Here is a 24,033-nt window from a genome sequence, read left to right as displayed (position 1 = left end):
GCCCCCACCCCGTCTTACTTTCTGTTCAGTGGTCGGGGGGGGGGGGGGGGGGGGGCCCGCCCCCCCCCCCCCCCGCGACTCACACCTCTTCGACCGAGCTGGGCTCGCGACGGGACAGGTCGATGCCGAGCTCCTCGGCGGCGCGGAAGACGTCCTCCTCCGCGTCACGGAGCTCGATCTGCGAGCCGTCCTGGCTGAGCACCTCGACGTTCAGGCAGAGCGACTGCATCTCCTTGACGAGCACCTTGAACGACTCGGGGATGCCCGAGTCGGGGATGTTCTCGCCCTTCACGATCGCCTCGTAGACCTTGACGCGTCCGGGGACGTCGTCGGACTTGATCGTCAGCAGCTCCTGGAGGGCGTAGGCGGCGCCGTACGCCTCCATCGCCCAGACCTCCATCTCGCCGAACCGCTGGCCACCGAACTGGGCCTTACCGCCCAGCGGCTGCTGCGTGATCATCGAGTAGGGGCCGGTGCTGCGGGCGTGGATCTTGTCGTCCACGAGGTGGTGCAGCTTGAGGATGTACATGTAGCCGACCGAGACCGGGTCCGGGAACGGCTCGCCGGAGCGGCCGTCGAACAGGTCGGCCTTGCCGGTCTCGTTGATCATCCGCACGCCGTCGCGGTTGGGGATCGTCGCACCGAGCAGGCCGGTGATCTCGTCCTCGCGGGCGCCGTCGAAGACCGGGGTCGCGACCCGGGTGTTCGGCTCGGCCTTGTCCGCGTGGATCTTGATCAGGCGCTGCTTCCAGTCCGAGTCCTTGGCGTCGTCGGAGAGGTTGAGGTCCCAGCCCTGCTTCGCCAGCCAGCCCAGGTGGAGCTCGAGGATCTGGCCGATGTTCATCCGCCGCGGGACACCCAGCGGGTTGAGGATCACGTCGACCGGGGTGCCGTCCTCCATGAACGGCATGTCCTCGATCGGTAGGATCTTCGCGATGACGCCCTTGTTGCCGTGGCGACCGGCGAGCTTGTCGCCCACCGAGATCTTGCGCTTCTGGGCGACGTAGACGCGGACCAGCTGGTTGACGCCCGGGGGCAGCTCGTCGCCGTCCTCGCGGTCGAAGACCCGGACGCCGATGACCGTGCCGGACTCACCGTGCGGGACCTTCATCGAGGTGTCGCGCACCTCGCGCGCCTTCTCACCGAAGATCGCGCGGAGCAGGCGCTCCTCGGGGGTCAGCTCGGTCTCGCCCTTCGGGGTGACCTTGCCGACCAGGACGTCGCCGGTGTTGACCTCGGCACCGATGCGGATGATGCCGCGCTCGTCGAGGTCGGCCAGCATCTCCTCGGAGACGTTCGGGATGTCCCGGGTGATCTCCTCGGGGCCGAGCTTGGTGTCGCGGGCGTCGACCTCGTGCTCCTCGATGTGGATCGAGGTGAGGATGTCCTCCTGCACCAGGCGCTGGCTGAGGATGATCGCGTCCTCGTAGTTGTGGCCCTGCCACGGCATGAACGCCACCAGCAGGTTGGTGCCCAGCGCCATCTCGGCGTCGTCGGTGCAGGGACCGTCGGCGATCGGCGAGCCGATCTCGACCCGGTCACCCTCGGAGACCAGCGGGCGCTGGTTGATGCAGGTGCCCTGGTTGGAGCGGCGGAACTTCGACAGCTTGTACGTCGAGTAGGACCCGTCGTCGTTCATCGTCTCGATGACGTCGGCGGAGACCTCCTTGACGACGCCGGCGGCGGACGCGGTGACCACGTCACCGGCGTCGACCGCGGCGCGGTACTCGATGCCGGTGCCGACCAGCGGCGCGTCGCTCTTGATGAGCGGCACGGCCTGGCGCTGCATGTTGGCACCCATGAGCGCGCGGTTGGCGTCGTCGTGCTCGAGGAACGGGATCAACGCGGTCGCGACCGACACCATCTGGCGCGGCGAGACGTCCATGTAGTCGACCTCGTCGGCCGGCACCTCGGAGACCTCGCCGTCGCGCTGGCGGACCAGCACCCGCTCCTCGACGAACCGGCCCTTGTCGTCGAGCGCGGCGTTGGCCTGCGCGATGACGTAGCGGTCCTCGTCGTCGGCGGTCAGGTAGTCGATCTTGTCGGTGACCTTGCCCTTCTCGACCTTCCGGTACGGCGTCTCGACGAACCCGAACGGGTTGATCCGACCGTAGGAGGCGAGCGAGCCGATCAGGCCGATGTTCGGGCCTTCCGGCGTCTCGATCGGGCACATGCGGCCGTAGTGCGACGGGTGGACGTCACGGACCTCCATGCCGGCGCGGTCGCGGGACAGACCACCGGGGCCGAGGGCCGAGAGACGACGCTTGTGCGTCAGGCCCGCGATCGGGTTGGTCTGGTCCATGAACTGCGAGAGCTGGGAGGTGCCGAAGAACTCCTTCAGCGCCGCCACGACCGGACGGATGTTGATGAGGGACTGCGGCGTGATCGCCTCGACGTCCTGGGTCGTCATCCGCTCGCGGACCACGCGCTCCATGCGGGCCAGGCCGGTGCGGAGCTGGTTCTGGATCAGCTCGCCCACGGTCCGCATGCGGCGGTTGCCGAAGTGGTCGATGTCGTCGGCCGAGATGTCGAGGGTGCCCTGGGGCGCCTCGACCTGCTCGCGGCCGTCGTGCAGCGCCACGATGTAGCGGATGGCGGCGACGACGTCGTCGACGGTCAGCGTCTGCTGGTCGAACGCCTCGGTGAGGCCCAGCTTCTTGTTGACCTTGTAGCGACCGACCTTGGCGAGGTCGTAGCGCTTGGGGTTGAAGTAGTAGTTGTTCAGCAGCGTCTGCGCGGCCTCACGCGTCGGCGGCTCGCCCGGACGGAGCTTGCGGTAGATGTCGAGCAGCGCCTCGTCCTGGTTCTGGGTGTGGTCCTTCTCCAGGGTGAGCATCATCGACTCGTACTCGCCGAACTCCTCGCGGATCTGCTCGTTGGTCCAGCCGAGGGCCTTGAGCAGCACCGTGACGTTCTGCTTGCGCTTGCGGTCGAGGCGGACGCCGACCATGTCGCGCTTGTCGATCTCGAACTCCAGCCAGGCGCCCCGCGACGGGATCAGCTTGGCGGTGTAGATGTCCTTGTCGGACGTCTTGTCGGCGGTGCGCTCGAAGTAGACGCCCGGCGACCGGACGAGCTGCGAGACGACGACGCGCTCGGTGCCGTTGATGATGAAGGTGCCCTTGTCGGTCATGAGCGGGAAGTCGCCCATGAAGACCGTCTGGCCCTTGATCTCACCGGTGTCGTTGTTGGTGAACTCGGCGGAGACGTAGAGCGGGGCGGAGTAGGTGAAGTCCTTCTCCTTGCACTCGTCCACGGAGTACTTCGGGTCGTAGAAGACCGGGTTCTCGAACGAGAGCGACATGGTCTCGGAGAAGTCCTCGATCGGGGAGATCTCCTCGAAGATCTCGGTCAGACCGGACTTCTGGGAGACGTCCTCGCCAGCCTCCAGGCGACGCTGCACGTCGGCCTGCCAGACCTCGTTGCCGACCAGCCAGTCGAAGCTGTCGGTCTGGAGAGAGAGGAGCTTGGGGACTTCGAGGGGTTCGGTGATCTTTGCGAAAGAGATGCGGCGGGAGTTACCAGAGCTGGTGCGCGCGGCCAAGAGGTGTCCTTCGACGATGACGCTGGAGATCGGCGTCGGCCCACCACAACCACAGCCACCGGGCAGGCTGGAGAGCATTTGAGGGCAGACGCAAAGAACTAGGCTACCCCACGCACGCGCGCGTCACAAACCCCGATCTCAGGCCTCGGAGCCGTTCTGGCGACGATCATGAACGCCGGAGCCGGTCAGGTCAAGCAGAACCGCACAGGATCAGGTGTCCATTCCCGCGACGAGCCAGTCGCCGTCGACCTTCTGCATGGTCACGGTGACCCAGTTCTTGTAGACGACCGGCTGCTTGCTCGCCTTGTTGGTGCGGGTCTGGTTGACCAGCACGAAGACCTGCACCCGGTCGTCGCCGGACCGCACGATCCCGGACCGGAGCGCCTCGGCCTTGAGCACGGTGCCGGTCGACGGGGCGTTCTGCGCGATCACCCCGTCGAAGAGCTTGTCGTACTGCTCCTGGTAGTCGCCGGTGAGGTAGGGCTCGGCAGCGGCCTTGGACTCGTCGAGGTGCTTGGCGTCGTAGGACAGGACCGGCCCGACCGCCCGCTCGGCCGCCGCGCGGGCGGCCTCGGTGCCGTCCTCGACGGAGCGGTCCGAGGGCTGTGTGGCCGCCACCGCGACCGCCGCGCCGGCGACGACGAGGGTCAGCGCGGCCACCGTGGCGAGCACCCAGCCCGGCACGCCGGGTCGACGGCGCGGAGCCGCGGCCGACACCGTCGGCGGGGTCGGCGGCGTCTCCCCCGCGGTGACCGGCGCCGGCTTCGGCTCCGGCTCCGGCGCGAGCTCGGCGTCGTACGCCGTCCGTGCCTGGGGGTCGAGCAGCACCTCGGCGGCCTGGTTGAGCACCGCGAAGCGTCGGTCGGTCGGGTCGAGGTCGGCGATCCGGGAGCGCCAGGCGGCGCGGATCTCGTCCGCGGATGCGTCCGGGGAGACGCCCAGCAGGTCGTACCAGCTCGGGGTCGGGGCGCTCACTGGCCGTCCCCCGATCCGCTGGAGACCGGGCTGTAGCCGTCGACCAGCCACTTCCCGTCGGTGTGGACCAGGTCGACCACCCACCGCAGCACGTCGGCCTCGGCGTCGACCCGCTTGTCGGCGTCGTTCGGGTGCTTCGGGTCGGGGTAGCTGGCGGTCAGGGTGGCGGCGACGATGACGGTCGCGGAGTCGGAGTCGATCGACTCGACGCCGGTGCCGAGGACCTTCGCGACCCGGCCGTAGCCGGCCCTGCCGACGAGCTGCTCGGCGACCGGCAGCCCGTCGCTCTCGAAGTCGCTGGCGAACTTCGGGGTGATCACGTCCTCGACCTGCTGCTGGTAGGTCGTGAGCTTGTCCTGGGCGTCGAGGTCGTTGGGGCCGAAGGTGTTGACGCGGAGCACGAACTGGTCGGTGCGGGACATCACGGCCTCGCGCTCGGACTGCGTCGCGTCGGCGGTGCCACGCCGGTCGGCGAGCAGCCAGACGAGCACCCCCGCGGACGCGAGCAGGGCGAGGACCAGCACGCCTAGCAGCGCGATCCGGAAGACGCCCGAACGGCGCTCCTCGGTCGGCGCGGTGACGACCGGTGCGGACTCGGTCACCTCCGGCTCGCGGTCAACGGCTGGAGATACAGCCACTTCCACCCCTCCTCTCCCAGGCTCTGCGGTGCCAGCGTTCCCGGCTGGGCCTCCGCTGAATCCACCTTCGACCCCCAGTGCAGCTTCCCGGTCTCCGGGTCGTACGACGCGACCGGGGCGCGGTAGGACGCACCGGCCCGGTCGAGGTTCTGGGGGCCGCGGGCGTTGCTCTCGGTGATCGGCTCGGTGCACCCGGCCTTGGTGTTCATCGGCCGGTTGCTGCCGTCGCTCGGCGGCCGCGTGTCGGTGCCCTCGTAGCCCTGGTGGCAGACCGGGTTGTTGGTCAGGATCAGGCCGAAGTGCGCGTCGTACAGGCCGGTGTCCGGCGACTTCGACACGACGGTGAAGCCGCCCTCGACGACGTACGGGTAGACCACCAGGATCTGCGCGATGCCGTCGAGGTGCTTGACGATGACGTCGCCGGTGGTGACCAGGTTGTTGATCAGGTCGGCGAGGTCGACGCGGTTGTCCTCGAGGAAGGTGCGCAGCTGGTTGGCGGTGGCGGAGCCCTCGTCGATCACCTGCCGCAGCGCCTTGTCCGAGCCCGCCAGGGAGCCGCTGAAGAGGCTCAGCTGGCTGGCGAAGTTGCGGATCGCGCTCGCCGAGTCGACCTGGGTGCGGAGCACGGTGTTGCTGTCGCGGATCAGCGAGGTCGTGACGTCGAAGTTCTTGTCCGCCTCCTTGATGAAGGCGTTGCCGGTGTCGATGATCCGTTGGAGGTCCTGCCCGGTGCCGCCGAAGGCCTTGCCGAGCTCCCCGACGGTCGTCGAGAGCGCCTGCCGGTCGACCGAGCTGACGGTGTCGGAGAGGTCGGCGAGGAACTTCTCGGTGGGCAGTGGGGTGCGGGTGTCGGCCATCGGGATCTGCGAGTCCTCGCCGAGGTACGGCGCGGAGTCGGTCTTGGGCTGGAGGTCGACGAACTGCTCGCCCACCGCCGACCGGTTGGCCACCACCGCGAGCGTGTCCGCGGGGATGTCCTGGTGGCTGTTGTCGATGTCGAGGTAGATGTCGACGCCGTCGTCGGTCAGCTCCATCTTCCCCACCTGGCCGACCTGGACGCCCCGGTAGGACACCTCGCCGCCCGCGAACATGCCGCCGGACTGCTGGAAGTGGGCGACCACGGTGTAGTGGTCGTCGAGGAAGACCCGGTCGAGCCGCGCGTAGCGGGCACCGACGTAGCTGACGCCGAGCAGCGTGATGGCCACGAAGATCAGCAGCTGGATGCGGGTGCGGCGGGTGATCATCGCTGGGTCACCATCCCCGGGACGAGGAGCTGGACGAGCGCCGGGTCGAAGGCGCGGCTGAGCTGGCCCATGGTCGGGCCGTGGCCCTGCTTCCCGGCGGCCTGCGTCTGGCCGGTGGCCGGACGGCCGAGGCCGAGCAGGTCACCGACGATCGGGACCTGGCCGAGGGCGTCACCGACCCCCGGCACGTCGGGCAGGCCGGGCAGCTGGTTGAGCGCCTGGCAGACGACGGTCTTGCTCGCCTTCTTCTTCAGGCACTTCTCCTTGAGCTTGTTGAGGCCCTGGACGGTCTTGAGCAGCTTGGTGCAGGGCTTGCTGGTGATGTCGCCGCTGCGGATGCACTTGGTGACCCGGTCGACCAGCTTGGTCGGGTCGAGGTCACCGGGCAGCAGGGTCGGCAGCTCGGTCGGCGCCCCGGTGACGCCGCCGGAGAGGTCGACGTCGAGCTCGATGGAGAGGTTGGTGTAGTCGCCCATGTGCAGGTTGCGGGCCACCTGCGGGTCCCGGCCCACGACCTCGTCGACGAACGGGTAGGTGAGGAAGACGTTGAACGACTTCACGAAGTCGTCGCCCGCGTTGCCGAGCTCGGTCAGCACCGGGTTGAGCTGGCGCAGCGACTCGATGGTGGCGTCCTTGGACGCGCTGATCACGCGGACCCCGACGTCGCCGAGGTGGTCGAGGGACTTGAGCATCTTGACCAGGTCGGCCCGCTGCTGGTCCAGCGAGGTCAGCGCGCTCGGCAGCTCGTCGAGGGCCGAGTCGATGGAGTCCTCCTGCTCGCGGGTGGACCGGGCGAGCCGGTTGACGGAGTCGATCGCGTCGACGATGTCCTGCTTGTGGTCGTCGAGCTGGGTCATGAAGTCGGCGATCTGGGTGAGCACCGACCGGGCGGCGTCCTCGTGCCCGTCGAGCGCCTTGTTGACCTCGTCTGCGATCGTCTTGAGCTGCGCGACGCCACCGCCGTTGAGGAGCAGGCTCAGCGCGCCGAGCACCTCCTCGACCTCCGGGTTGCGGCCCGTGCGGTCGAGCGGGATGTCGGCGCCGTCCGCGAGCGTGCCCTCCGGCGTCCCGTCGGTGGGCGGGGAGAGCGAGACGAACTTCTCGCCGAGCAGGCTGGTCTGCCGGATCTCGGCGATCGCGTTGGCCGGGAGGTCGACGTCCTTGCGCAGCTTCATCGTGACGGTGGCGTGCTCGCCGTCGAGGTCGACGTCGGTCACCTCACCCACGCTCACGTCGTTGACCTTCACCGTCGACTTCGGCACGAGGTCGAGCACGTCGTGGAACTCCGCGGTCACCGTGATCGGGTCGGAACCGACATCGGTGCCGCCCGGGAGCGGCAGCTTGTAGACGTCGAAGTCGCAGCCGGTGAGCAGCAGCGCACCGGCGAGCACGGCCACGAGGGCGCGGAGGAGCTTCGTGGGCGTCATCGGTCGTCCCCCTCCACGAGTCCGCCCAGGCTCGCGTCGAAGTTCGCCGGCGTCGCGGAGCCGCCCTTCTTCAGCGCGGCGGGCCGCGGCAGTGCCTGCTTGACGAGGTCGCACAGCGCGCCGGACGGGTCCTCCTCGCCGAGGACGGTGCACAGGAAGAGCGAGGGGTCGGACTGCACCTGGTCCACGACGTTGCCGAGGTTGGCGTTGGTGTCGAGGGTGCCGGCCTCCGGGTTGTAGGTGAGGGCCAGGTTGTTGAGCGCCAGCGGGGCGTTGTCGAGGATCTGGTCGAGCTCACCACGGCGCTTGACCAGCACCTTCGAGACCCGGTCGAGACCGGAGATGTTCTCGCCCAGGGCCTCCTTGTTCTCCTTCACGAACGAGGAGACCTGCCCGAGGGCGGTCGCCAGGTTCTTCAGCGACGCGGACAGCTCCTGCCGCTCGCCGGAGAGCATCGAGGACACGTCGGAGAGCGACTGGTTGAAGCGGCGGACGGTCTTGTCCTTCGTCGCGAGCGTGTTGATGAAGCCCTCGAGCTTGCGGGCGGACCCGAACAGCTCGTCCTTGTTGTCGTCGAGGGTCTGGCTCAGCTTGCCGAAGTCCTGGATGGTCTGGTGGAACTTCGCCCCCTGGCCGCCGAAGTTCTCCGCCGTGGTCTCGAGCAGGTCCGACAGGGCGCCGTCCTGGTTGGCGCCGGTCGGGCCGAGCGCGACGGTGAGGTCGTCGAGGCTGGTGTAGATCTGGTCGAGCTCGAGCGGGACGGCGGTCTTGTCCTCCGACAGGGTCGCGCCGTCGGCGAGCTGCTCGCCGCCCTGGTAGACGGGCGTGAGCTGGATGAAGCGGTCACCGACGATCGACGGCGCGACGATCGCCGCCTTGGCGTTCGCGGGGATCTTCACGTCCGCGTCGTAGGACATGGTCACCACGACGTCGGTCCCGGACGGGGTCACCGTGTCGACGTGGCCGATCGGGACGCCGAGCACGCGGACGTCGCTACCCTCGTAGACCGAGACGGTCCGCGGGAAGTGGGCGGTGAGGGTCTTGGTGTCGTCGCTGCGGAACATCGTGAACGCCGCCGCCACGAGGAGCAGCGCGATCACGGCCGGGACGACGACGCGCTTGAGGATCGCCATGTCAGCCACCCACCTGCGGGGCCGGAGGCATGTTCTGGATGTAGGTGTCGAACCACGGGCCGTTGCCGAGCGTGCTCGCGAAGACCCGGTAGAACGGCGCCATCAGCCGCAGGCTGTTGTCCAGGTTGTCCTCGTTCTTGTTGAGCACCTCGAGCACGTTGTGCAGGTGGTCGAGGGCGGGCTTGAGGTCGTCGCGGCTCTGCTCGATCAGGGTCGTCAGCTCCTGGGAGAGCCTGCTCGTGGAGACCAGCAGGTTGTGCACGGCGTCGCGCCGAGCGACGAGCGCACGGAAGAGCACGTCGGAGTCCTTCATCAGGCCGACGATGTCCTGGTCGCGGTCGTCGAGCACGGTCGAGACGCGGTCGAGGTTCTTGAGCAGGGTGTTGATCTGGTCGTCGCGCGCGGCGATGTTCGAGGAGAGGCGGGAGACCCCGTCGAGGGCCTTGCGGAACTCCTCCGGGGTGTTGCGGGTCAGGTCGGCCAGCGTCGTGAGCGACTTGGCGAGCTGGTCGGTGTCGATCCGCTCGGAGGTCTCGGCCAGCCCGGAGAACGCGTCGACGACGTCGTACGGCGAGCTGGTGTGGTCGACCGGGATCTCCGACCCGGCGGAGAGCTGGTCGTCGCCGGCCGGCTCGAGCGCGAGGTACATGGCACCGAGCAGCGTCTTCACCTTGATCGCGGCGCGGGTGTCGCTGCCGAAGTCGGAGTCGGTGTCGACCCGGAAGGCCACGCGGACGTGGTCGCCCTCGAGCTCGACGCTCTCGACCTTCCCGACCCGCACGCCGGCGATCCGGACCTCGTCGTCGGCCTTGAGGCCGCCGGACTCGGAGAACGCCGCGTAGTAGGTGTCGCCCCCGCCGATCAGCGGGAGGTCCTGCGCCCGGAACGCCGCCATCACCAGCAGTGCGATGACGGCGAGGCTGACCGCCCCGATCACGACCGGGTTCTTCTCGCGGAAGGAGGTGCTCATCGCTCGCTCACCCCAGATCACACCTGTCGCTGCCAGCGCTGTAGTCCACCGGCACGGACCGGCCGCCCGGCAGCCGGACCCGGCCCTGGAAGTGGCAGAGGTAGAAGTTGAACCACGAGCCGTACGTCGCGGTGCGGCCGACCTTGTTGAGCTTGATCGGGAGCACCTGCAGGGCCCGGTCGAGCTCGGACTTGCCGCGGTCGAGGTAGCCGGCGACCCGGCGCAGCTGCTTGATGTCGTCGACGAACGGCTCGCGGATGCCGGACACCAGGTCGGCGGTCTGCACCGAGAGGTCCGAGATCTGGTCGAGCGACCCGAGGATCGCGTGGCGGTCGTCCTTGAGCCCTCCGACGAAGGTGCGGAACGTCGTGATCAGGTCGCTGAGCTGGTCGTCGCGGTCGCCGATGTGGTCCAGGACCTGGTTGAGGTTGTCGATCAGCTCGCCGATCACCTGGTCGCGGTCGGCCAGGGTCGAGGTGACCGAGGCGGTGTGGGCGAGCAGCCCCTCGAGCGTGCCGCCCTCGCCCTGGAAGACCTGGACGATCTCGTAGGAGAGCTTGTTGATGTCCGCCGGGCTCAGCGCCTGGAAGAGCGGCTTGAACCCGTTGAAGAGCACGGTGAGGTCGAGCGCCGGGGAGGTCTGGGAGATCGGGATCGTGTCGCCCGACTCCAGCACGGCGTCGTCGCCGATGGTGTCGTCGAGGGCGATGTAGCGCTGGCCGACGAGGTTCCGGTAGCGGATCGTCGCGTGCGTCGCCTTGGTCAGCGAGGTGGTGTCGTCGACGTCGAAGGTCACCAGCGCGCGGGTCCGGTCGACGATCGAGACGTTCTTGACGGTGCCGACCTTGACGCCCGCGATCCGGATGTCGTCACCCTTCACGACGCCGGTCGCGTCGGCGAAGACCGCTTTGTACTCGGTCTTCGGCGCGAAGGAGATGTTGCCGATCATGACGACCAGGACGCCGGTCGCCAGCGTGGTGACGAGGATGAAGATCAGCAGCTTCACCAGGTCGGACGTGGTCCGCTTGTCGAGGAGCTTCATCGCAGCGACACCTTCGCTCCCCGTGCCATCGGGCCGACCAGGAGCAGGCCGAGGTCGGGCACGTCCGCGTCGCTGACGCCGAGCACCGGGCCGAGCAGCGACCGCAGGACGTCGGCCTCCTTCTCGCTGCCGACCGGGCCGGTGCGGAAGAACTGGTTGGGCGCGACCCGGTCGGTGCCCTTGCCGGTCGGCTCGTCGACGCCGTCGTCGAAGTTGGGCTGGTGGCGCACCGGGTTGGACTGGTTCCACGGCGGGTTGGGCAGGTGCAGGCAGCTGGGGCCGCGGTCCTCGCCGAAGTGCGGCTTGTCGTTGGCGTTGTAGGCGCGCGGCTGGTGCGGCAGCGTCTCGAGGACGATGTGCAGCGTGAAGCCGCGGAACGCCTCGGCCTGGAGCTTGCCGGCGTTGACGATGCCCTTGGTCAGGCATGAGAACTCCGGGGAGTACTTCGCGAAGACCCTCAGCTGCTGCTGGCTGACCTGGCCGAGCCGGATGATGTTGTCGCCGTTGTCGTCGAGGAAGTCGCGGGCGGTGTCGGAGAAGGACGAGACGTCCTGGAAGAGCGCGTGCAGCTGGTCCTCGCGGTCCTCGAGGGTGCCGGTCGTGGTCACGGTGTCGTCGATGATCTGGGCGATCTGCGGCATCACGTCGGCGTAGGTGTCGGAGACCTGCGCGGTGAGGCGGAGGTCGTCGATGAGCTGCGGGATCTGCGGGTTGATCCGCTTGAGGTAGCTGTTGAGCGTCTCGATGTTGTCGCCCAGCTCCTTGCCCCGGCCCTCCAGCGCGGTCGAGAGCGCGTTGAGCGTCTGGTTGATCTCGGCGGGCTGGACGGTGCGCAGCAGGGGGTAGAGGTCGGAGAGGACCTTCTCGACCTCGACGGAGACCGCGGTCTTCTCGATCGTCTGGCCGGCCTCGAGGTGGCCGGTGCCCGGGTCGTCGGGGACGACCAGCGAGACGTACTTCTCGCCGAACAGGGTCTTGGGCACGATCGAGCCGCTGACGTCGGCCGGGATCGTGTCGAGCTGGTCGGGGTAGATGCCGAGGGTGACGTCGGCCCCGTCGTCGGTGGGCTCGAAGCCGAGCACCTCGCCGACGATGACGCCGCGGATCTTCACGTCGGCGCGGTTGGGCAGCTGGAGCCCGATCGTCGAGGTCTCCAGGGTCACCTTGTCGTAGGAGGCGAACTTCTTCGTGAAGACGGCGTAGGTGAGGTAGACGCCTGCCAGGAGCAGGCACAGGAAGACCACGCCGAGGAGCTTGAACCTCATCCGGCGAGCCTCACCGTCGTCGAGGCGCCCCAGATCGCCATCGAGAGGAAGAGGTCGATGACGTTGATGGCGACGATGCTCGTGCGGACCGCCTTGCCGACCGCGACGCCGACGCCGGCGGGACCGCCGGAGGCGTTGTAGCCGTGGTAGCAGTGGATCAGGATGACCGCGACCGCGAAGACGAGCACCTTGCCGAAGGACCACAGCACGTCACCGGGCGGCAGGAACGTGTTGAAGTAGTGGTCGTAGGTGCCGGTGCTCTGCCCGAAGAACTGCGTGACGGTCAGCCTCGTCGCGAAGTACGACGCCAGCAGGCCGACCACGTAGAGCGGGACGATCGCGATCAGGCCGCCGATGATGCGGGTCGTCACCAGGAAGGGCAGCGACGGGATCGCCATCACCTCGAGGGCGTCGACCTCCTCGGAGATCCGCATCGCACCGAGCTGTGCGGTGAAGCCGCAGCCGACGGTCGCGGCGAGGGCGATGCCGGCGACCACCGGAGCGATCTCACGGGTGTTGAAGTAGGCCGAGACGAAGCCCGACAGCGCGGCGGTGCCCAGCTGGTCGAGCGCGGCGTACCCCTGGAGCCCCACCTCGGTGCCGGTGAAGAAGCACATCGCGGTGATGACGCCGACGGTGCCGCCGATGACGGCGAGCGCGCCCGAGCCGAGGGTGACCTCGGCCAGGATGCGGAGGATCTCCTTCTTGTAGCGGCGGATCGTCCGGGGGGTCCAGGCGAGGGCCTTGATGAAGAAGAGGAGCTCGGCGCCGAGGTCGTCGAGGAAGCGGGCGGGCCGGTCGTAGACGGCGCGGATGTTGGCCATGACGCCCCCTAACCGGTCTTCGGTGGGACGAGCTGCAGGTAGATCGCGCTCATCACGAAGTTGACGAGGAACAGCAGCATGAAGGTGATGACGACGGACTCGTTGACCGCGTCGCCGACGCCCTTCGGACCACCGGCGGCGTTCATGCCCTTGTAGGAGGCGACGATGGCCGCGATCAGGCCGAACACCAGCGCCTTGACCATGCCCTGCCAGAGGTCGGGCAGCTGGGCGAGCGCGGTGAAGCTGGATATGTAGGCGCCTGGGGTGCCGTCCTGCAGGACGACGTTGAAGACGTAGCCCCCGGCGACGCCGACGACGCTGACCAGACCGTTGAGGAAGACCGCGACCAGCATGCACGCGAGCACGCGCGGCACGACCAGGCGCTGGATCGGATCGATGCCCAGCACCATCATCGCGTCGAGCTCCTCGCGGATCTTGCGCGCGCCGAGGTCCGCGGCGATCGCGGAGCCGCCCGCGCCGGCGATCAGCAGGGAGGTCGCGATCGGGCCCGCCTCGCGCACGACCGCGAGGACGGCGGCCGAGCCGGTGAAGGACTGCGCGCCGAACTGCTTGATCAGGCCACCCACCTGGAGCGCGATGACGGCGCCGAAGGGGATGGCGACGAGCGCGGTCGGGATGATCGTGACCGAGGCGATGAACCACGCCTGCTGCAGGAACTCCCGCAGCTGGAAGGGTCGCCGGAACAGGCCGCGCCCGACGTCGAGACCGAAGGCGAAGAGCTTGCCGGCGGTCCCGACCGGCGCGAGCACCCGGCTCGCGGTCAGTGAGGACATGTCACGCGATCCCGGTCAGCCGCCGGTCGCCATGGACATGTTGCCGTCGAACGAGCCCGGCGGCGGGGTCACGCCGTGCTCCCGACACCACTCGCCGGCGGGACGCTGGCTGCGGCGCGGGATGCCGTTGGACGGCTCGAGCTGCATCGGGATCGGCGGGAGCGGCGGCATCTCCTGGTCCTTCTCCGCCTCCAGCTCGTCGGCGTCCTTCTCCTCGGACATGCCGATCGGGCCGACGCGCTGGGCGTTGAGGAACTGCCGCACGACGGGCTCCTCGGAGGACAGCAGCATCTCGCGGGGACCGAACATCGCGAGGTGCTTGTGGTAGAGCAGGCCGATGTTGTCCGGGACCGTGCGCGCGGTGTTGATGTCGTGGGTGACGATGAGGAAGGTCGCGTCGATCTGGGCGTTGAGGTCGACGATGAGCTGGTTGAGGAACGCCGTACGCACGGGGTCGAGGCCGGAGTCCGGCTCGTCGAACAGCACGATCTCGGGGTCGAGGACCAGCGCGCGTGCCAGGCCGGCGCGCTTGCGCATGCCGCCGGAGATCTCACCGGGGAGCTTGTCCTCGGCGCCGAGGAGACCGACCAGGTCCATCTTCTCCATGACGATGTCGCGGATCTCGGACTCGGACTTCTTGGTGTGCTCGCGCAGCGGGAAGGCGACGTTGTCGTAGAGGTTCATCGAGCCGAACATCGCGCCGTCCTGGAAGAGGACGCCGAAGAGCTTGCGGATCTCGTAGAGGTCCTTCTCCGAGCAGGTGGCGATGTCGGTCCCCTCGATGACGACCGAGCCCTCGTCGGGCTTGAGCAGACCGATCAGCGTCTTCAGCAGCACCGACTTGCCGGTACCGGACGGGCCGAGCATCACCGAGACCTCGCCCGCGGGAACCGTCAGGGTGACGTTGCCCCAGATCAGCTGCTTGCCGAAGGACTTGCTCAGGTTGTCGATCTGGATCTCCACACCCATGGTGCCGCCCTCTCCCTCCTCGTCGCTGCGCGTCGCAGCGCACCCGGACCACTCCCCCATCTCCCTGACCGGGTCCAACGGGGCCCGGCCGGCGAAGTTACGCGCGAGTTTCCTTCCCCGTGTGACGGCGGCTACCCCCCCGGCCTGGGCCGGACTTGCGGACGTCGCCCGGAATGCGACGAGGGGCGGCCACCCGGGTGGGTGGCCGCCCCTCGTGAGGAGCTGCGAACAGCTAGAGAGCTGCGAACGTCACTTGACGGTGACGGTGGCGCCGGCGCCCTCGAGGGCCTCCTTGGCCTTGTCCGCGGCCTCCTTGTTGACCTTCTCGAGGATGGCCTTCGGAGCGGACTCGACGAGGTCCTTGGCCTCCTTCAGACCGAGCGAGGTGAGGCCGCGCACCTCCTTGATGACGTTGATCTTCTTGTCGCCGGCCGACTCCAGGATGACGTCGAACTCGTCCTGGGCGGCAGCGTCGTCGCCGCCGCCGGCGGCAGCGCCGCCCGCGGCCGGGGCGGCCGCAACGGCAACCGGGGCAGCGGCGGTGACGCCGAAGGTGTCCTCGAACTGCTTCACGAACTCGCTGAGCTCGATCAGCGTCATCTCCTTGAACGCGTCGAGGAGCTCGTCGGTGCTGAGCTTCGCCATGGTGGCGTTTCCTTCCATTCGGTGGCCCGGGCCGCGTCGGCGGCCGGGCCGGGTTTCAGGTGGTGGTGTACCGGGCCTGGATCAGGCCTCGGTGGCTTCGCCCTCGTCGGAGGCCTCCGCGGCGGGGGCGTCAGCCTCCGCAGCCGGGGCCTCGTCGGCGGGGGCCTCGTCGGCGGGGGCGTCAGCCTCCGCAGCCGGGGCCTCCTCGGCGGCGACCGGCGTGCCGGCACCACCTGCGAGGATCGAGGGGTCCTGCTCGGCCTTCGCCTGGAGCGCACCCGCGAGGCGGGCGGCCTGGGCGAGCGGGGCGTTGAGCAGGTAGACGGCCTGGCTGAGCGACGCGAGCATCGCGCCGGCCAGCTTGCCCAGGAGCACCTCACGCGACTCGAGGTCCGCCAGCTTGGCGATCTCGCTCGCGTCGAGGGGCTTGCCGTCCAGGACGCCACCCTTGATGACCAGGGTGGGGTTCGCCTTGGCAAAGTCACGCAGACCCTTGGCCGCCTCGACGACGTCGCCGTTGATGAAGGCGATCGCGGTCGGGCCGGTCAGCAGGTCGTCGAAGCCCGAGATGCCCGCCTCGGAGGCGGCGATCTTGGCCAGCGTGTTCTTGACCACGGCGTAGTTGGCGTTCTCGCCGAGGGAGCGCCGCAGGTCCTGCAGCTGCTTCACGGTGAGACCGCGGTACTCGGTGAGCACGGCACCGGCGGACTCGTTGAAGGACTCAACGATCTCCGCGACGGCCGCCTGCTTGTCAGCCCGCGCCATGGGTCTCCTTCCGGTGGTGACCACCGGAAGGAGGAGCCGCCAGATGCGACGAACGCCCCGAGCGCAGGCTCAGGGCGTGAAGGGAACTTCGTGCTCTGTCACCTACGCGGGCCGTCCGCAACACTCGCGGAACCTTCGGTCAGGCTGCACGCTCTCGGTGAGAGAGCACAGCCGGACAACCGGCGGTCTTTGGTTTCGTGGAGAACAGTACGGCGCGTCGTACGACGGAGACAAATTGACGACGCCCCGGACCGCTGGGCGGACCGGGGCGTCGTACGACGTGCGTGCGTCAGGCGGAGGCAGCCTCGTCCTCGACCGCGATGTTGCGGGTGCGGTTGGGGTCGACCTGGACGCCGGGGCCCATGGTCGTCGAGACGGTGATCTTCTTGACGTAGCGGCCCTTGGAGCTGGCCGGCTTGAGTCGCAGGATCTCCTCGAGCGCCGCCGCGTAGTTCTCCGCGAGCTGGACCTCGTCGAACGAGGCCTTGCCGATGATGAAGTGCAGGTTGGCGTGGCGGTCGACGCGGAACTCGATCTTGCCGCCCTTGATGTCGGACACGGCCTTGGCCACGTCCGGCGTCACGGTGCCGGTCTTCGGGTTCGGCATGAGGCCACGGGGGCCGAGCACGCGGCCGAGGCGGCCGACCTTGCCCATCATGTCGGGGGTCGCGACGACGGCGTCGAAGTCGAGCCAGCCACCGGCGACCTTGTCGATGAGCTCGTCGCCACCGACGACGTCGGCGCCGGCCTCACGGGCGGCCTCGGCCTTGTCGGCGTTCGCGAACACGAGGACGCGAGCCGTCTTGCCGGTGCCGTGCGGGAGGTTGACGGTGCCGCGGACCATCTGGTCGGCCTTGCGCGGGTCGACACCCAGGCGCATGACGACGTCGACGGTCTCGTCGAACTTCTTCTTGGAGGTGGTCTTCGCGATCTTGATCGCGGCCAGCGGGGCGTAGAGCTCGTTCTTGTCGAACGTCTCGGACGCCGCGCGGTAGGTCTTGCTGCGCTGCATGAGCTTCTCGTTTCTCTTCGAAAGATGTGGTTAGCGGGCCAGCGCGGCCCTCCCACGGTTTCAGTCGGTGGTGACGCCCATCGAGCGGGCGGTGCCCTCGACGATCTTCATGGCCGCCTCGATGTCGTTCGCGTTGAGGTCGGGCAGCTTGGTCTGAGCGATCTCGCGGACCTGGTCCTTGGTCAGCTTGCCGACCTTCTCCTTGTGCGGGACGCCCGAGCCCTTCTGCAGGCCGGCGGCCTTCTTGATGAGCTCCGCGGCCGGCGGGGTCTTCGTGATGAAGGTGAAGGTGCGGTCCTCGAAGATGGTGATCTCGACGGGGATCACGTTGCCGCGCATGGACTCGGTCTGGGCGTTGTACGCCTTGCAGAACTCCATGATGTTCACGCCGTGCGGACCGAGGGCGGTACCGACCGGCGGGGCGGGCGTCGCGGCGCCGGCCTGGAGCTGCACCTTGACGAGTGCGGCGATCTTCTTCTTGGGAGGCATGGTGCTTCTCTTTCTGTCTCGTGGTCATGACGAGGCGTACGTCGTACGTCTCTGCCACCTGCTGCTGCCACGACCGGGGCCGGGCAACCTATCTATTGTGCGGCGCGCTCGCTCATCCGCGAAATCCGGATCTCCCGGATTTCGAGACGCGTCGCTCGCCCGCACTCCGTGCGGTCGAGCCGAGCGCTCCTCAATCTCTTCGCCTGTCGTGCCCGGAGCAAGCTCCGGGCACGGGCTCAGACCTTCTGGATCTGGCTGAAGCTCAGCTCCACGGGCGTCTCGCGGCCGAAGATCTCGACGAGGGCCTTGACGCGCTGCGACTCGGCGTTGATCTCGGTGATCGTCGCGTGCAGCGTCGCGAACGGGCCGTCGACCACCATGACGGAGTCGGAGACGTCGAAGTCGGCGACCTCGACGGGCTTCTTCGCGGCGGCGGCGGACGCGGCGGCGGGGGTGCCGGCGGCGGCGGCCTCGGCCTCGGCGCGGGCGACGACGGCCGGGGCGAGCATGCTCTCGACCTCGGACATCGACAGCGGCACCGGCTGGTGGCTGTGACCGACGAAGCCGGTCACGGACGGGGTGTGGCGGACCGCGGCCCAGGACTCGTCGGTGAGGTCCATGCGGACCAGGACGTAGCCGGGGAGAACGGTGCGCTTGACCATCTTGCGCTGGCCGTTCTTGATCTCCGCGACCTCCTCGGTGGGGACCACGATCTCGTGGATGTAGTCCTCCATGTTGAGGGAGATGATGCGGTTCTCGAGGTTCGACTTCACCCGGTTCTCCATGCCGGAGTAGGTGTGCACGACGAACCAGTCGCCGGGCTTGGCCCACAGCTCGCGGCGGAACGCCTCGAGCGGGTCGTCGTCGTCGAGACCGTCCTCGCCGGGAGCCGGGTCGCCCTCGGCCTCGGAGAGGTCCAGGCTGGTGCCGTCGGCGACGTGGTCGTCGAGGCCCATCTCGTCGTCGCTGTCCTCGCCGGTCGGCTCGGCGTCCAGACGCGGGTCGTCCTCGACCTCGGGGCCGTCGTTCGGCTCGCCGTACTGGTCCTCGAGGCTCGGCTCGGTCGCGGCCGTCTCCTCGGTGTCCACCGAGTCGTACTCCTGCTCAGACACGTACTGCTCCATCAGGTCGGGTTGTGCTGGGGGCTGCTTCAGCCGGCGAAGATCGCGAAGATCAGCTTGCCGAAGCCCAGGTCGAGCAGCGACACGAACGTCATCAGGAAGATCACGAAGACCATCACCACGATGAAGTAGGTGATCAGCTGCTCCTGGGTCGGGTAGACCACCTTGCGGAGCTCTGCGACGACCTGGCGGTAGAAGGTGGGGATGCTGGTGCGCTTGTGGGCGGACCCCCCGCGCGACCCCTGGACTGCCTTGCTGTCCGGCACGTCCTCCACCTCTCCTCGTTGTTGCTGGATGTGTATCGGTGTTGCTGTCGATCCCTGCAGGGCACGAGGGACTTGAACCCCCAACCTTCGGTTTTGGAGACCGATGCTCTGCCAGTTGAGCTAGTGCCCTTCGGTGCGGTCCCGGACTGCTGCGCCACACGTGGGCATGGCAAAGCAGCCTGATATCTCACCGGTGGGTCAAGCATAGGGGGTGCCTGGGTGGGCCGCCTAACCGACGGCCGACGGGACTCTGACACGATGGAGCCGTGAGCGAGCAGCAGCCCCTGTCCCTCCCCCTGACCGAGCGGTCCCGCAGCGAGCTGGAGTCCTTCCGCGACACCCAGCAGGCGGCCTACGACGAGCTGGTGGCCTCCGGCCTGAAGCTCGACCTGACCCGGGGCAAGCCCTCGGCGGAGCAGCTCGACCTCGCCGACGGCCTGCTCGCCCTGCCGACCACGACCACCACGCCCGACGGTGTGGACTCGCGCAACTACGGCGGCCTGGCCGGCGTGACCGCGCTGCGCGCGATGTTCGCCGAGCTGCTCGGCCTCGAGGTCGAGCAGCTCTCCGCGCAGGGCACCTCGAGCCTGACGCTCATGAAGGACGTGCTCTCCTACCTGTGGCTCAAGGGCGGCGTCGACTCCGAGCGCCCGTGGGGCCAGGAGGAGAAGGTCCGCTTCGTCTGCCCGGTGCCCGGCTACGACCGCCACTTCACGCTGCTCGAGTGGTTCGGCATCGAGATGGTCCCCGTCCCGATGACCGACGACGGCCCCGACGCCGACGCGGTCGCCGCCCTGGTCGCGAACGACGCGTCGATCAAGGGCATGTGGCTGGTCCCGACGTACGCCAACCCCACCGGGCAGGTCACCACCCAGGAGGTGGCCGAGCGACTCGCGTCGATGCCGACCGCGGCGCCGGACTTCAAGATCTTCTGGGACAACGCCTACGCCCTGCACCACCTGACGCCGGAGGAGACGAAGTCGGCGGACATCGTCTCGCTGGCCGCGGTCTCCGGTCACCCGCACCGCCCGGTGCTCTTCGCGTCCACCTCGAAGATCACGTACGCCGGCGCCGGCGTCGCGTTCGTCGGCGGCTCGCGCGAGACCGTGACCTGGTTCCACGACAACCTCGGTCTGGGCTCCATCGGCCCGGACAAGGTCAACCACCTGCGGCACCTGGAGTTCTTCGGGACCCCGCAGGGCGTCCGGGACCACATGGACAAGCACCGCGCGCTGCTCGCGCCGAAGTTCGCCGAGGTCGAGCGGATCCTCACCGAGCAGCTCGGCGGGCTCGGCATCGCGACCTGGACCCACCCGCGGGGCGGCTACTTCGTCAGCCTCGACGTGCTGCCCGGCACCGCCAGCCGGGTGATCGAGCTGGCCAAGGGCGCGGGCGTCGCGCTGACGCCGGCGGGGTCGGCCTTCCCCTACCGCGACGACCCGGACAACACGAACATCCGGCTCGCGCCGTCGTTCCCGGTCCTCAGCGAGGTCACCGGCGCGATGGAGGCGGTCACGACCTGTGTCCTGCTCGCCGCCGCGGAGCAGCTGCTCGCCTGAGCAGCCGCCCGCGATGCGTGACCTCCACGAGCTGCCCAAAGCGCACCTGCACCTGCACTTCACGGGCGCGATGCGCCACCAGACGCTGCTCGAGCTCGCCGAGCGCGACGGCATCGCGCTGCCCGACCAGCTGGTCACCGAGTGGCCGCCGAAGCTGTCGGCCGCCGACGAGAAGGGCTGGTTCCGCTTCCAGCGGCTCTACGACGTCGCCCGGTCGGTGCTGCGCACCGAGGACGACATCCGCCGGCTCGTGCGCGAGGTCGCCGAGGACGACGTGCGCGACGGAGGCCGCTGGCTGGAGATCCAGGTCGACCCGAGCGGCTACGGCGCGCGCTTCGGCGGCATCACCGCCTTCACCGACCTCGTCCTCGACGCGGTCGCGCAGGCGTCGGCCACCACCGGCCTCGGGATGGCGGTCGTCATCGCCGCCAACCGCACCCGCCACCCGCTCGACGCGCGCACCCTGGCCCGGCTCGCCAGCCAGTACGCCGAGCGCGGGGTGGTCGGCTTCGGCCTGTCCAACGACGAGCGTCGCGGCACCACCGCCGACTTCGCGCCGGCCTTCACCATCGCCGAGCGCGCCGGCCTGACCCTCGTGCCGCACGGCGGCGAGCTGCGCGGACCCGAGCACATCCGGGTCTGCCTCGACGCGCTGCACGCCGAGCGACTCGGGCACGGCGTCCGCGCGGCCGAGGACCCCGAGCTGCTCGACCGGATCGTGCAGGCCGGCGTCGCCCTCGAGGTCTGCCCGGTCTCCAACGTCGCGCTCGGCGTCTACTCCGACCTCACCTCGGTGCCGCTCCCGCAGCTGCTCGCGGCCGGCGCGACGGTGGCGCTCGGCGCCGACGACCCGCTGCTCTTCGGCTCCCGGCTGGCGGGCCAGTACGCCACCATGCGCGCCGCGCACGACCTGACCGACGACCAGCTCGCCGAGCTGGCCCGGATGTCGGTGCGGGCCTCGCGGGCTCCCGAGGACGTGCGCCGCGCGGTGCTCGCCGACATCGACGCCTGGCTGGCGACCTCGCCCGACGCGGCCTGACAGGATGACCCCATGACGACGGGTCCGGACAACCCCTACGGCGGCCAGGACGACACCAACCCCTACGGCCAGCCCAGCCAGCCCCAGCAGCCCACCCCGCCGCCGTACGGCGCGCCGCCGCCCTACCAGCAGCAGCCCTACCAGCAGCCGTACGGCCAGCCCTACCAGCAGCCCTACCAGCAGCCGTACCAGCAGCCCTACGGCTACACCCCGCACGGCCAGGCGCCCCAGAACGACGGCCTCGGCATCGCCTCCATGGTGATCGGCATCGTGTCGCTGGTGCTCATGTGCGGCTACGGCATCGGCCTGCTCGGTGCGCCGGCCGCGCTCGTCATGGGCCGGATCTCGATGAAGCGGATCGACCGGTCGCAGGGCACGCTCGGCGGCCGTGGCTACGCGCAGGCGGGCTTCATCCTCGGCATCATCGGCACGATCCTGCTGGTGCTCGCCATCGCCCTGGTGGTCGTCCTCATCATCGCGGCGACCAACGGCGCCTTCGACGACTCCACCTACTGAGCGGCTCCTAGAGCTCGCAGCCCACGAGGACCGGCTCGTTGACGAGCCGGATCCCGAACCTGGCCTCGACCCCGTCGCGGACCTCCCGCGCGAGCGCGAGGAGGTCCGCGGTCGTCGCGGTGCCGCGGTTGGTGAGCGCGAGGGTGTGCTTGCCCGACAGCGCCGCGCGGTCGGTGCCGTGGCCCCTGGCGAAGCCGGCGTGCTCGATGAGCCAGGCCGCGCTGGTCTTCACCTGCCCGTCGGGCTGCGGCCACGCGGGTGCACCCTCGGGCACGACGGCGGGGTCGACGACCGGGTTGGTGAAGAAGGAGCCGGCGCTCCACGTGTCGTGGTCGGCGGGGTCGAGGACCATGCCCTTGCCGGCGCGCAGGGCGAGGACGGCGCGGCGTACGTCGGCGAGCGGCGCGCGGCGGCCGAGCTCGACGTCGAGGGTGCGGGCGAGCTCGGCGTACGCGACCGGGGCGCCGAGGTCGCCCTGGCGGAGCTGGAAGGTCACCGAGAGGACGACGTGCCGGCCCGGGTCAGCCTTGAAGCGCGAGGTCCGGTAGCCGAACCGGCAGTCGGCGTTGGCGAAGGTGCGGACGCCCTGGAGGACCCGGTCCCAGACCCGCACCTGGGCGATCGTCTGGCTGACCTCCTGGCCGTAGGCGCCGACGTTCTGGATCGGGGTGGCGCCGACGGACCCGGGGATGCCCGAGAGGGCCTCGATGCCCACCCAGCCGCGCTCGACGGCCGTCGCGACGAGGTCGTCCCAGGTCTCGCCGGCGGCGACGGTGACCATCGCGCCGCCGCAGGTCGGGTCGTCGGCGGCGTCGACGTCGGCGGCAATGCCGCGGGTGGCGATCTCGACCACCCGTCCGCGGAAGCCCTCGTCGGCGACGACGAGGTTGCTGCCCCCACCGAGGACGAGGACCGGCAGGTCGGTGTCGAACGCGGCGACCAGGTCGTCCTCGGTCGTCACCGTGACCCACTCGTCGGCCGGTCCGCCGAGCCGCAGCGTGGTGCGGTCGCGCAGCTCAGGCACGCACGACCGCCTTCGGCATGCCCAGCACCTTCTGACCCGCGCACGTGACGGTCAGCTTCACGGTGGTGAGGCCGTCCTCCTCCGACGCCTCGCCGGCCACCTCGATCTCGGCGGCGCCGTCGGCCGGTACGACGACCGGGTTGGTGAACTTGCAGCCGAAGCTGACGACCTCGGCGCCGGGGAACCAGCTCTCGACCGCACGGGCCGCGAGCGCCATCGTGAGCATGCCGTGCGCGATGACGCCGGGCAGGCCGACGCTGCGCGCGACCTCCTCGTCCTGGTGGATCGGGTTGGGGTCGCCGCTGGCCGCGGCGTAGGTCACCAGGTCGGCCCGGGTGACGGCGTAGGTCCGCGTCTCGAGCGTCATGCCTCGACCCCCCGGTGGACGAGGGTCGCGCTGGTCGTGCACACGAGCGCGCCGGCCTCGTCGGTGACCTCGCTGACCGTGCCGATGATGTCGTTGCCGGCGATCTGCCGCAGGCTCGCGACGGTGAGCGTCGCGGTGAGCACGTCGCCGGGGACGACCGGCCGCTCGTAGGCGAACTTCTGCTCGCCGTGCACGATCCGGAAGAGGTCGATCGACTCGGCCTCGAGGAAGGCGTTCATCGCGTCGAAGGCGAGCACGATCGGGAACGTGGCGGGCGCCGCTCCCCCGGCGTACTCACCCCCCGTGGCGGCGACGAACTCGCGGACCTTCTCCTCCACCACGACATAGGGTCGCGTGGGTGGGAAGGACCGGCCGACGAGACTCTGGTCGACTGGCATGCCGCCA

24 protein-coding genes and 1 tRNA gene are annotated in these 24,033 nt (G+C 69.3%); 3 read left to right on the top strand and 22 right to left on the bottom strand.

Features of this window, described 5'->3' with window-relative positions:
* Window positions 1-79 precede the first annotated feature (79 nt).
* The 19 genes from rpoB to K8U61_RS20295 all read right to left on the bottom strand — a co-directional run bounded on the left by rpoB (window position 80) and on the right by K8U61_RS20295 (window position 19,253).
* Window positions 80-3,544, bottom strand: coding sequence for a DNA-directed RNA polymerase subunit beta (gene rpoB, locus K8U61_RS20385; RefSeq protein WP_224124898.1), 3,465 nt, complete (start codon window positions 3,542-3,544; stop codon window positions 80-82).
* A gap of 210 nt (window positions 3,545-3,754) precedes the next feature.
* Window positions 3,755-4,519, bottom strand: coding sequence for a J domain-containing protein (locus K8U61_RS20380; RefSeq protein ID WP_224124897.1), 765 nt, complete (start codon window positions 4,517-4,519; stop codon window positions 3,755-3,757).
* The gene (locus tag K8U61_RS20375) at window positions 4,516-5,121 is read right to left on the bottom strand and encodes a hypothetical protein (protein WP_224124896.1); all 606 of its coding nucleotides are present in this window, start codon (window positions 5,119-5,121) and stop codon (window positions 4,516-4,518) included. Before K8U61_RS20375 ends, K8U61_RS20380 begins: the two co-directional genes overlap by 4 nt.
* Entirely contained in the window at window positions 5,118-6,401 is a 1,284-nt protein-coding gene (locus K8U61_RS20370; RefSeq protein ID WP_224124895.1) for an MCE family protein, read from the bottom strand. Before K8U61_RS20370 ends, K8U61_RS20375 begins: the two co-directional genes overlap by 4 nt.
* Window positions 6,398-7,828 carry an MCE family protein gene (locus tag K8U61_RS20365; protein WP_224124894.1) on the bottom strand — a complete coding sequence of 477 codons (1,431 nt, stop codon included), beginning with the start codon at window positions 7,826-7,828 and terminating at the stop codon, window positions 6,398-6,400. The genes K8U61_RS20370 and K8U61_RS20365 overlap by 4 nt, the downstream gene beginning before the upstream one ends.
* Complete coding sequence (locus K8U61_RS20360; RefSeq protein WP_224124893.1) at window positions 7,825-8,961, bottom strand: MCE family protein; 1,137 nt, start codon at window positions 8,959-8,961, stop codon at window positions 7,825-7,827. Before K8U61_RS20360 ends, K8U61_RS20365 begins: the two co-directional genes overlap by 4 nt.
* A 1-nt stretch (window position 8,962) precedes the next feature.
* A complete protein-coding gene (locus K8U61_RS20355; protein ID WP_224124892.1) occupies window positions 8,963-9,931 on the bottom strand; it encodes an MCE family protein in 969 nt (322 codons plus the stop codon).
* Window positions 9,932-9,938: 7 nt separating this feature from the next.
* Window positions 9,939-10,973 (bottom strand): MCE family protein, encoded by a 1,035-nt coding sequence (locus K8U61_RS20350; protein WP_224124891.1) that lies wholly within the window; start codon window positions 10,971-10,973, stop codon window positions 9,939-9,941.
* Window positions 10,970-12,238 carry an MCE family protein gene (locus tag K8U61_RS20345; RefSeq protein WP_224124890.1) on the bottom strand — a complete coding sequence of 423 codons (1,269 nt, stop codon included), beginning with the start codon at window positions 12,236-12,238 and terminating at the stop codon, window positions 10,970-10,972. The genes K8U61_RS20350 and K8U61_RS20345 overlap by 4 nt, the downstream gene beginning before the upstream one ends.
* Window positions 12,235-13,062, bottom strand: coding sequence for an MlaE family ABC transporter permease (locus K8U61_RS20340; RefSeq protein ID WP_224124889.1), 828 nt, complete (start codon window positions 13,060-13,062; stop codon window positions 12,235-12,237). Before K8U61_RS20340 ends, K8U61_RS20345 begins: the two co-directional genes overlap by 4 nt.
* An 8-nt stretch (window positions 13,063-13,070) precedes the next feature.
* Entirely contained in the window at window positions 13,071-13,856 is a 786-nt protein-coding gene (locus K8U61_RS20335) for an MlaE family ABC transporter permease (RefSeq protein ID WP_224124888.1), read from the bottom strand.
* Between the two features lie 15 nt (window positions 13,857-13,871).
* Window positions 13,872-14,825, bottom strand: a complete 954-nt coding sequence (locus tag K8U61_RS20330; RefSeq protein WP_224124887.1) for an ABC transporter ATP-binding protein — start codon at window positions 14,823-14,825, stop codon at window positions 13,872-13,874.
* Window positions 14,826-15,074: 249 nt separating this feature from the next.
* Window positions 15,075-15,470, bottom strand: a complete 396-nt coding sequence (rplL, locus tag K8U61_RS20325; RefSeq protein ID WP_224124886.1) for a 50S ribosomal protein L7/L12 — start codon at window positions 15,468-15,470, stop codon at window positions 15,075-15,077.
* A gap of 81 nt (window positions 15,471-15,551) precedes the next feature.
* On the bottom strand, window positions 15,552-16,235 hold the full coding sequence (gene rplJ, locus K8U61_RS20320; protein ID WP_224124885.1) for a 50S ribosomal protein L10: 684 nt from the start codon (window positions 16,233-16,235) through the stop codon (window positions 15,552-15,554).
* A 289-nt stretch (window positions 16,236-16,524) separates the two neighbouring features.
* Window positions 16,525-17,247 (bottom strand): 50S ribosomal protein L1, encoded by a 723-nt coding sequence (rplA, locus tag K8U61_RS20315; RefSeq protein ID WP_224124884.1) that lies wholly within the window; start codon window positions 17,245-17,247, stop codon window positions 16,525-16,527.
* A 60-nt stretch (window positions 17,248-17,307) separates the two neighbouring features.
* Entirely contained in the window at window positions 17,308-17,736 is a 429-nt protein-coding gene (rplK, locus tag K8U61_RS20310) for a 50S ribosomal protein L11 (RefSeq protein ID WP_224124883.1), read from the bottom strand.
* Window positions 17,737-17,972: 236 nt separating this feature from the next.
* The gene (gene nusG / locus K8U61_RS20305) at window positions 17,973-18,848 is read right to left on the bottom strand and encodes a transcription termination/antitermination protein NusG (protein WP_224124882.1); all 876 of its coding nucleotides are present in this window, start codon (window positions 18,846-18,848) and stop codon (window positions 17,973-17,975) included.
* A 38-nt stretch (window positions 18,849-18,886) separates the two neighbouring features.
* Window positions 18,887-19,123, bottom strand: a complete 237-nt coding sequence (secE, locus tag K8U61_RS20300) for a preprotein translocase subunit SecE (protein WP_224124881.1) — start codon at window positions 19,121-19,123, stop codon at window positions 18,887-18,889.
* A 57-nt stretch (window positions 19,124-19,180) separates the two neighbouring features.
* A tRNA-Trp gene (locus K8U61_RS20295) sits at window positions 19,181-19,253 on the bottom strand.
* Window positions 19,254-19,389: 136 nt separating this feature from the next.
* Between K8U61_RS20295 and K8U61_RS20290 the strand changes: the two genes are divergently transcribed.
* The 3 genes from K8U61_RS20290 to K8U61_RS20280 are packed head-to-tail and all read left to right on the top strand — an operon-like array spanning window position 19,390 to window position 22,237.
* Window positions 19,390-20,682, top strand: a complete 1,293-nt coding sequence (locus K8U61_RS20290; RefSeq protein WP_224124880.1) for an aspartate aminotransferase type Ic — start codon at window positions 19,390-19,392, stop codon at window positions 20,680-20,682.
* A gap of 13 nt (window positions 20,683-20,695) precedes the next feature.
* Window positions 20,696-21,721, top strand: a complete 1,026-nt coding sequence (locus tag K8U61_RS20285; protein WP_224124879.1) for an adenosine deaminase — start codon at window positions 20,696-20,698, stop codon at window positions 21,719-21,721.
* A gap of 12 nt (window positions 21,722-21,733) precedes the next feature.
* Window positions 21,734-22,237 (top strand): DUF4190 domain-containing protein, encoded by a 504-nt coding sequence (locus tag K8U61_RS20280; RefSeq protein ID WP_224124878.1) that lies wholly within the window; start codon window positions 21,734-21,736, stop codon window positions 22,235-22,237.
* A gap of 7 nt (window positions 22,238-22,244) precedes the next feature.
* Here K8U61_RS20280 and K8U61_RS20275 read toward each other — a convergent pair whose 3' ends face one another.
* Genes K8U61_RS20275 through K8U61_RS20265 form a run of 3 tightly spaced genes read right to left on the bottom strand, consistent with a single transcriptional unit; the run spans window position 22,245 to window position 24,026 of the window.
* Window positions 22,245-23,261, bottom strand: coding sequence for a UDP-N-acetylmuramate dehydrogenase (locus K8U61_RS20275; RefSeq protein ID WP_224124877.1), 1,017 nt, complete (start codon window positions 23,259-23,261; stop codon window positions 22,245-22,247).
* Window positions 23,254-23,628 carry a MaoC/PaaZ C-terminal domain-containing protein gene (locus K8U61_RS20270; RefSeq protein ID WP_224124876.1) on the bottom strand — a complete coding sequence of 125 codons (375 nt, stop codon included), beginning with the start codon at window positions 23,626-23,628 and terminating at the stop codon, window positions 23,254-23,256. The genes K8U61_RS20275 and K8U61_RS20270 overlap by 8 nt, the downstream gene beginning before the upstream one ends.
* On the bottom strand, window positions 23,625-24,026 hold the full coding sequence (locus tag K8U61_RS20265) for an FAS1-like dehydratase domain-containing protein (RefSeq protein ID WP_224124875.1): 402 nt from the start codon (window positions 24,024-24,026) through the stop codon (window positions 23,625-23,627). Before K8U61_RS20265 ends, K8U61_RS20270 begins: the two co-directional genes overlap by 4 nt.
* Window positions 24,027-24,033 lie beyond the last annotated feature (7 nt).

Origin of the sequence: Nocardioides mangrovi (assembly GCF_020073815.1) — a bacterium.
In the GTDB taxonomy this organism is placed as follows: domain Bacteria; phylum Actinomycetota; class Actinomycetes; order Propionibacteriales; family Nocardioidaceae; genus Nocardioides; species Nocardioides mangrovi.
Note: the sequence above shows the minus strand (reverse complement) of the source record. Positions and strands in the feature narration are given on the sequence as shown.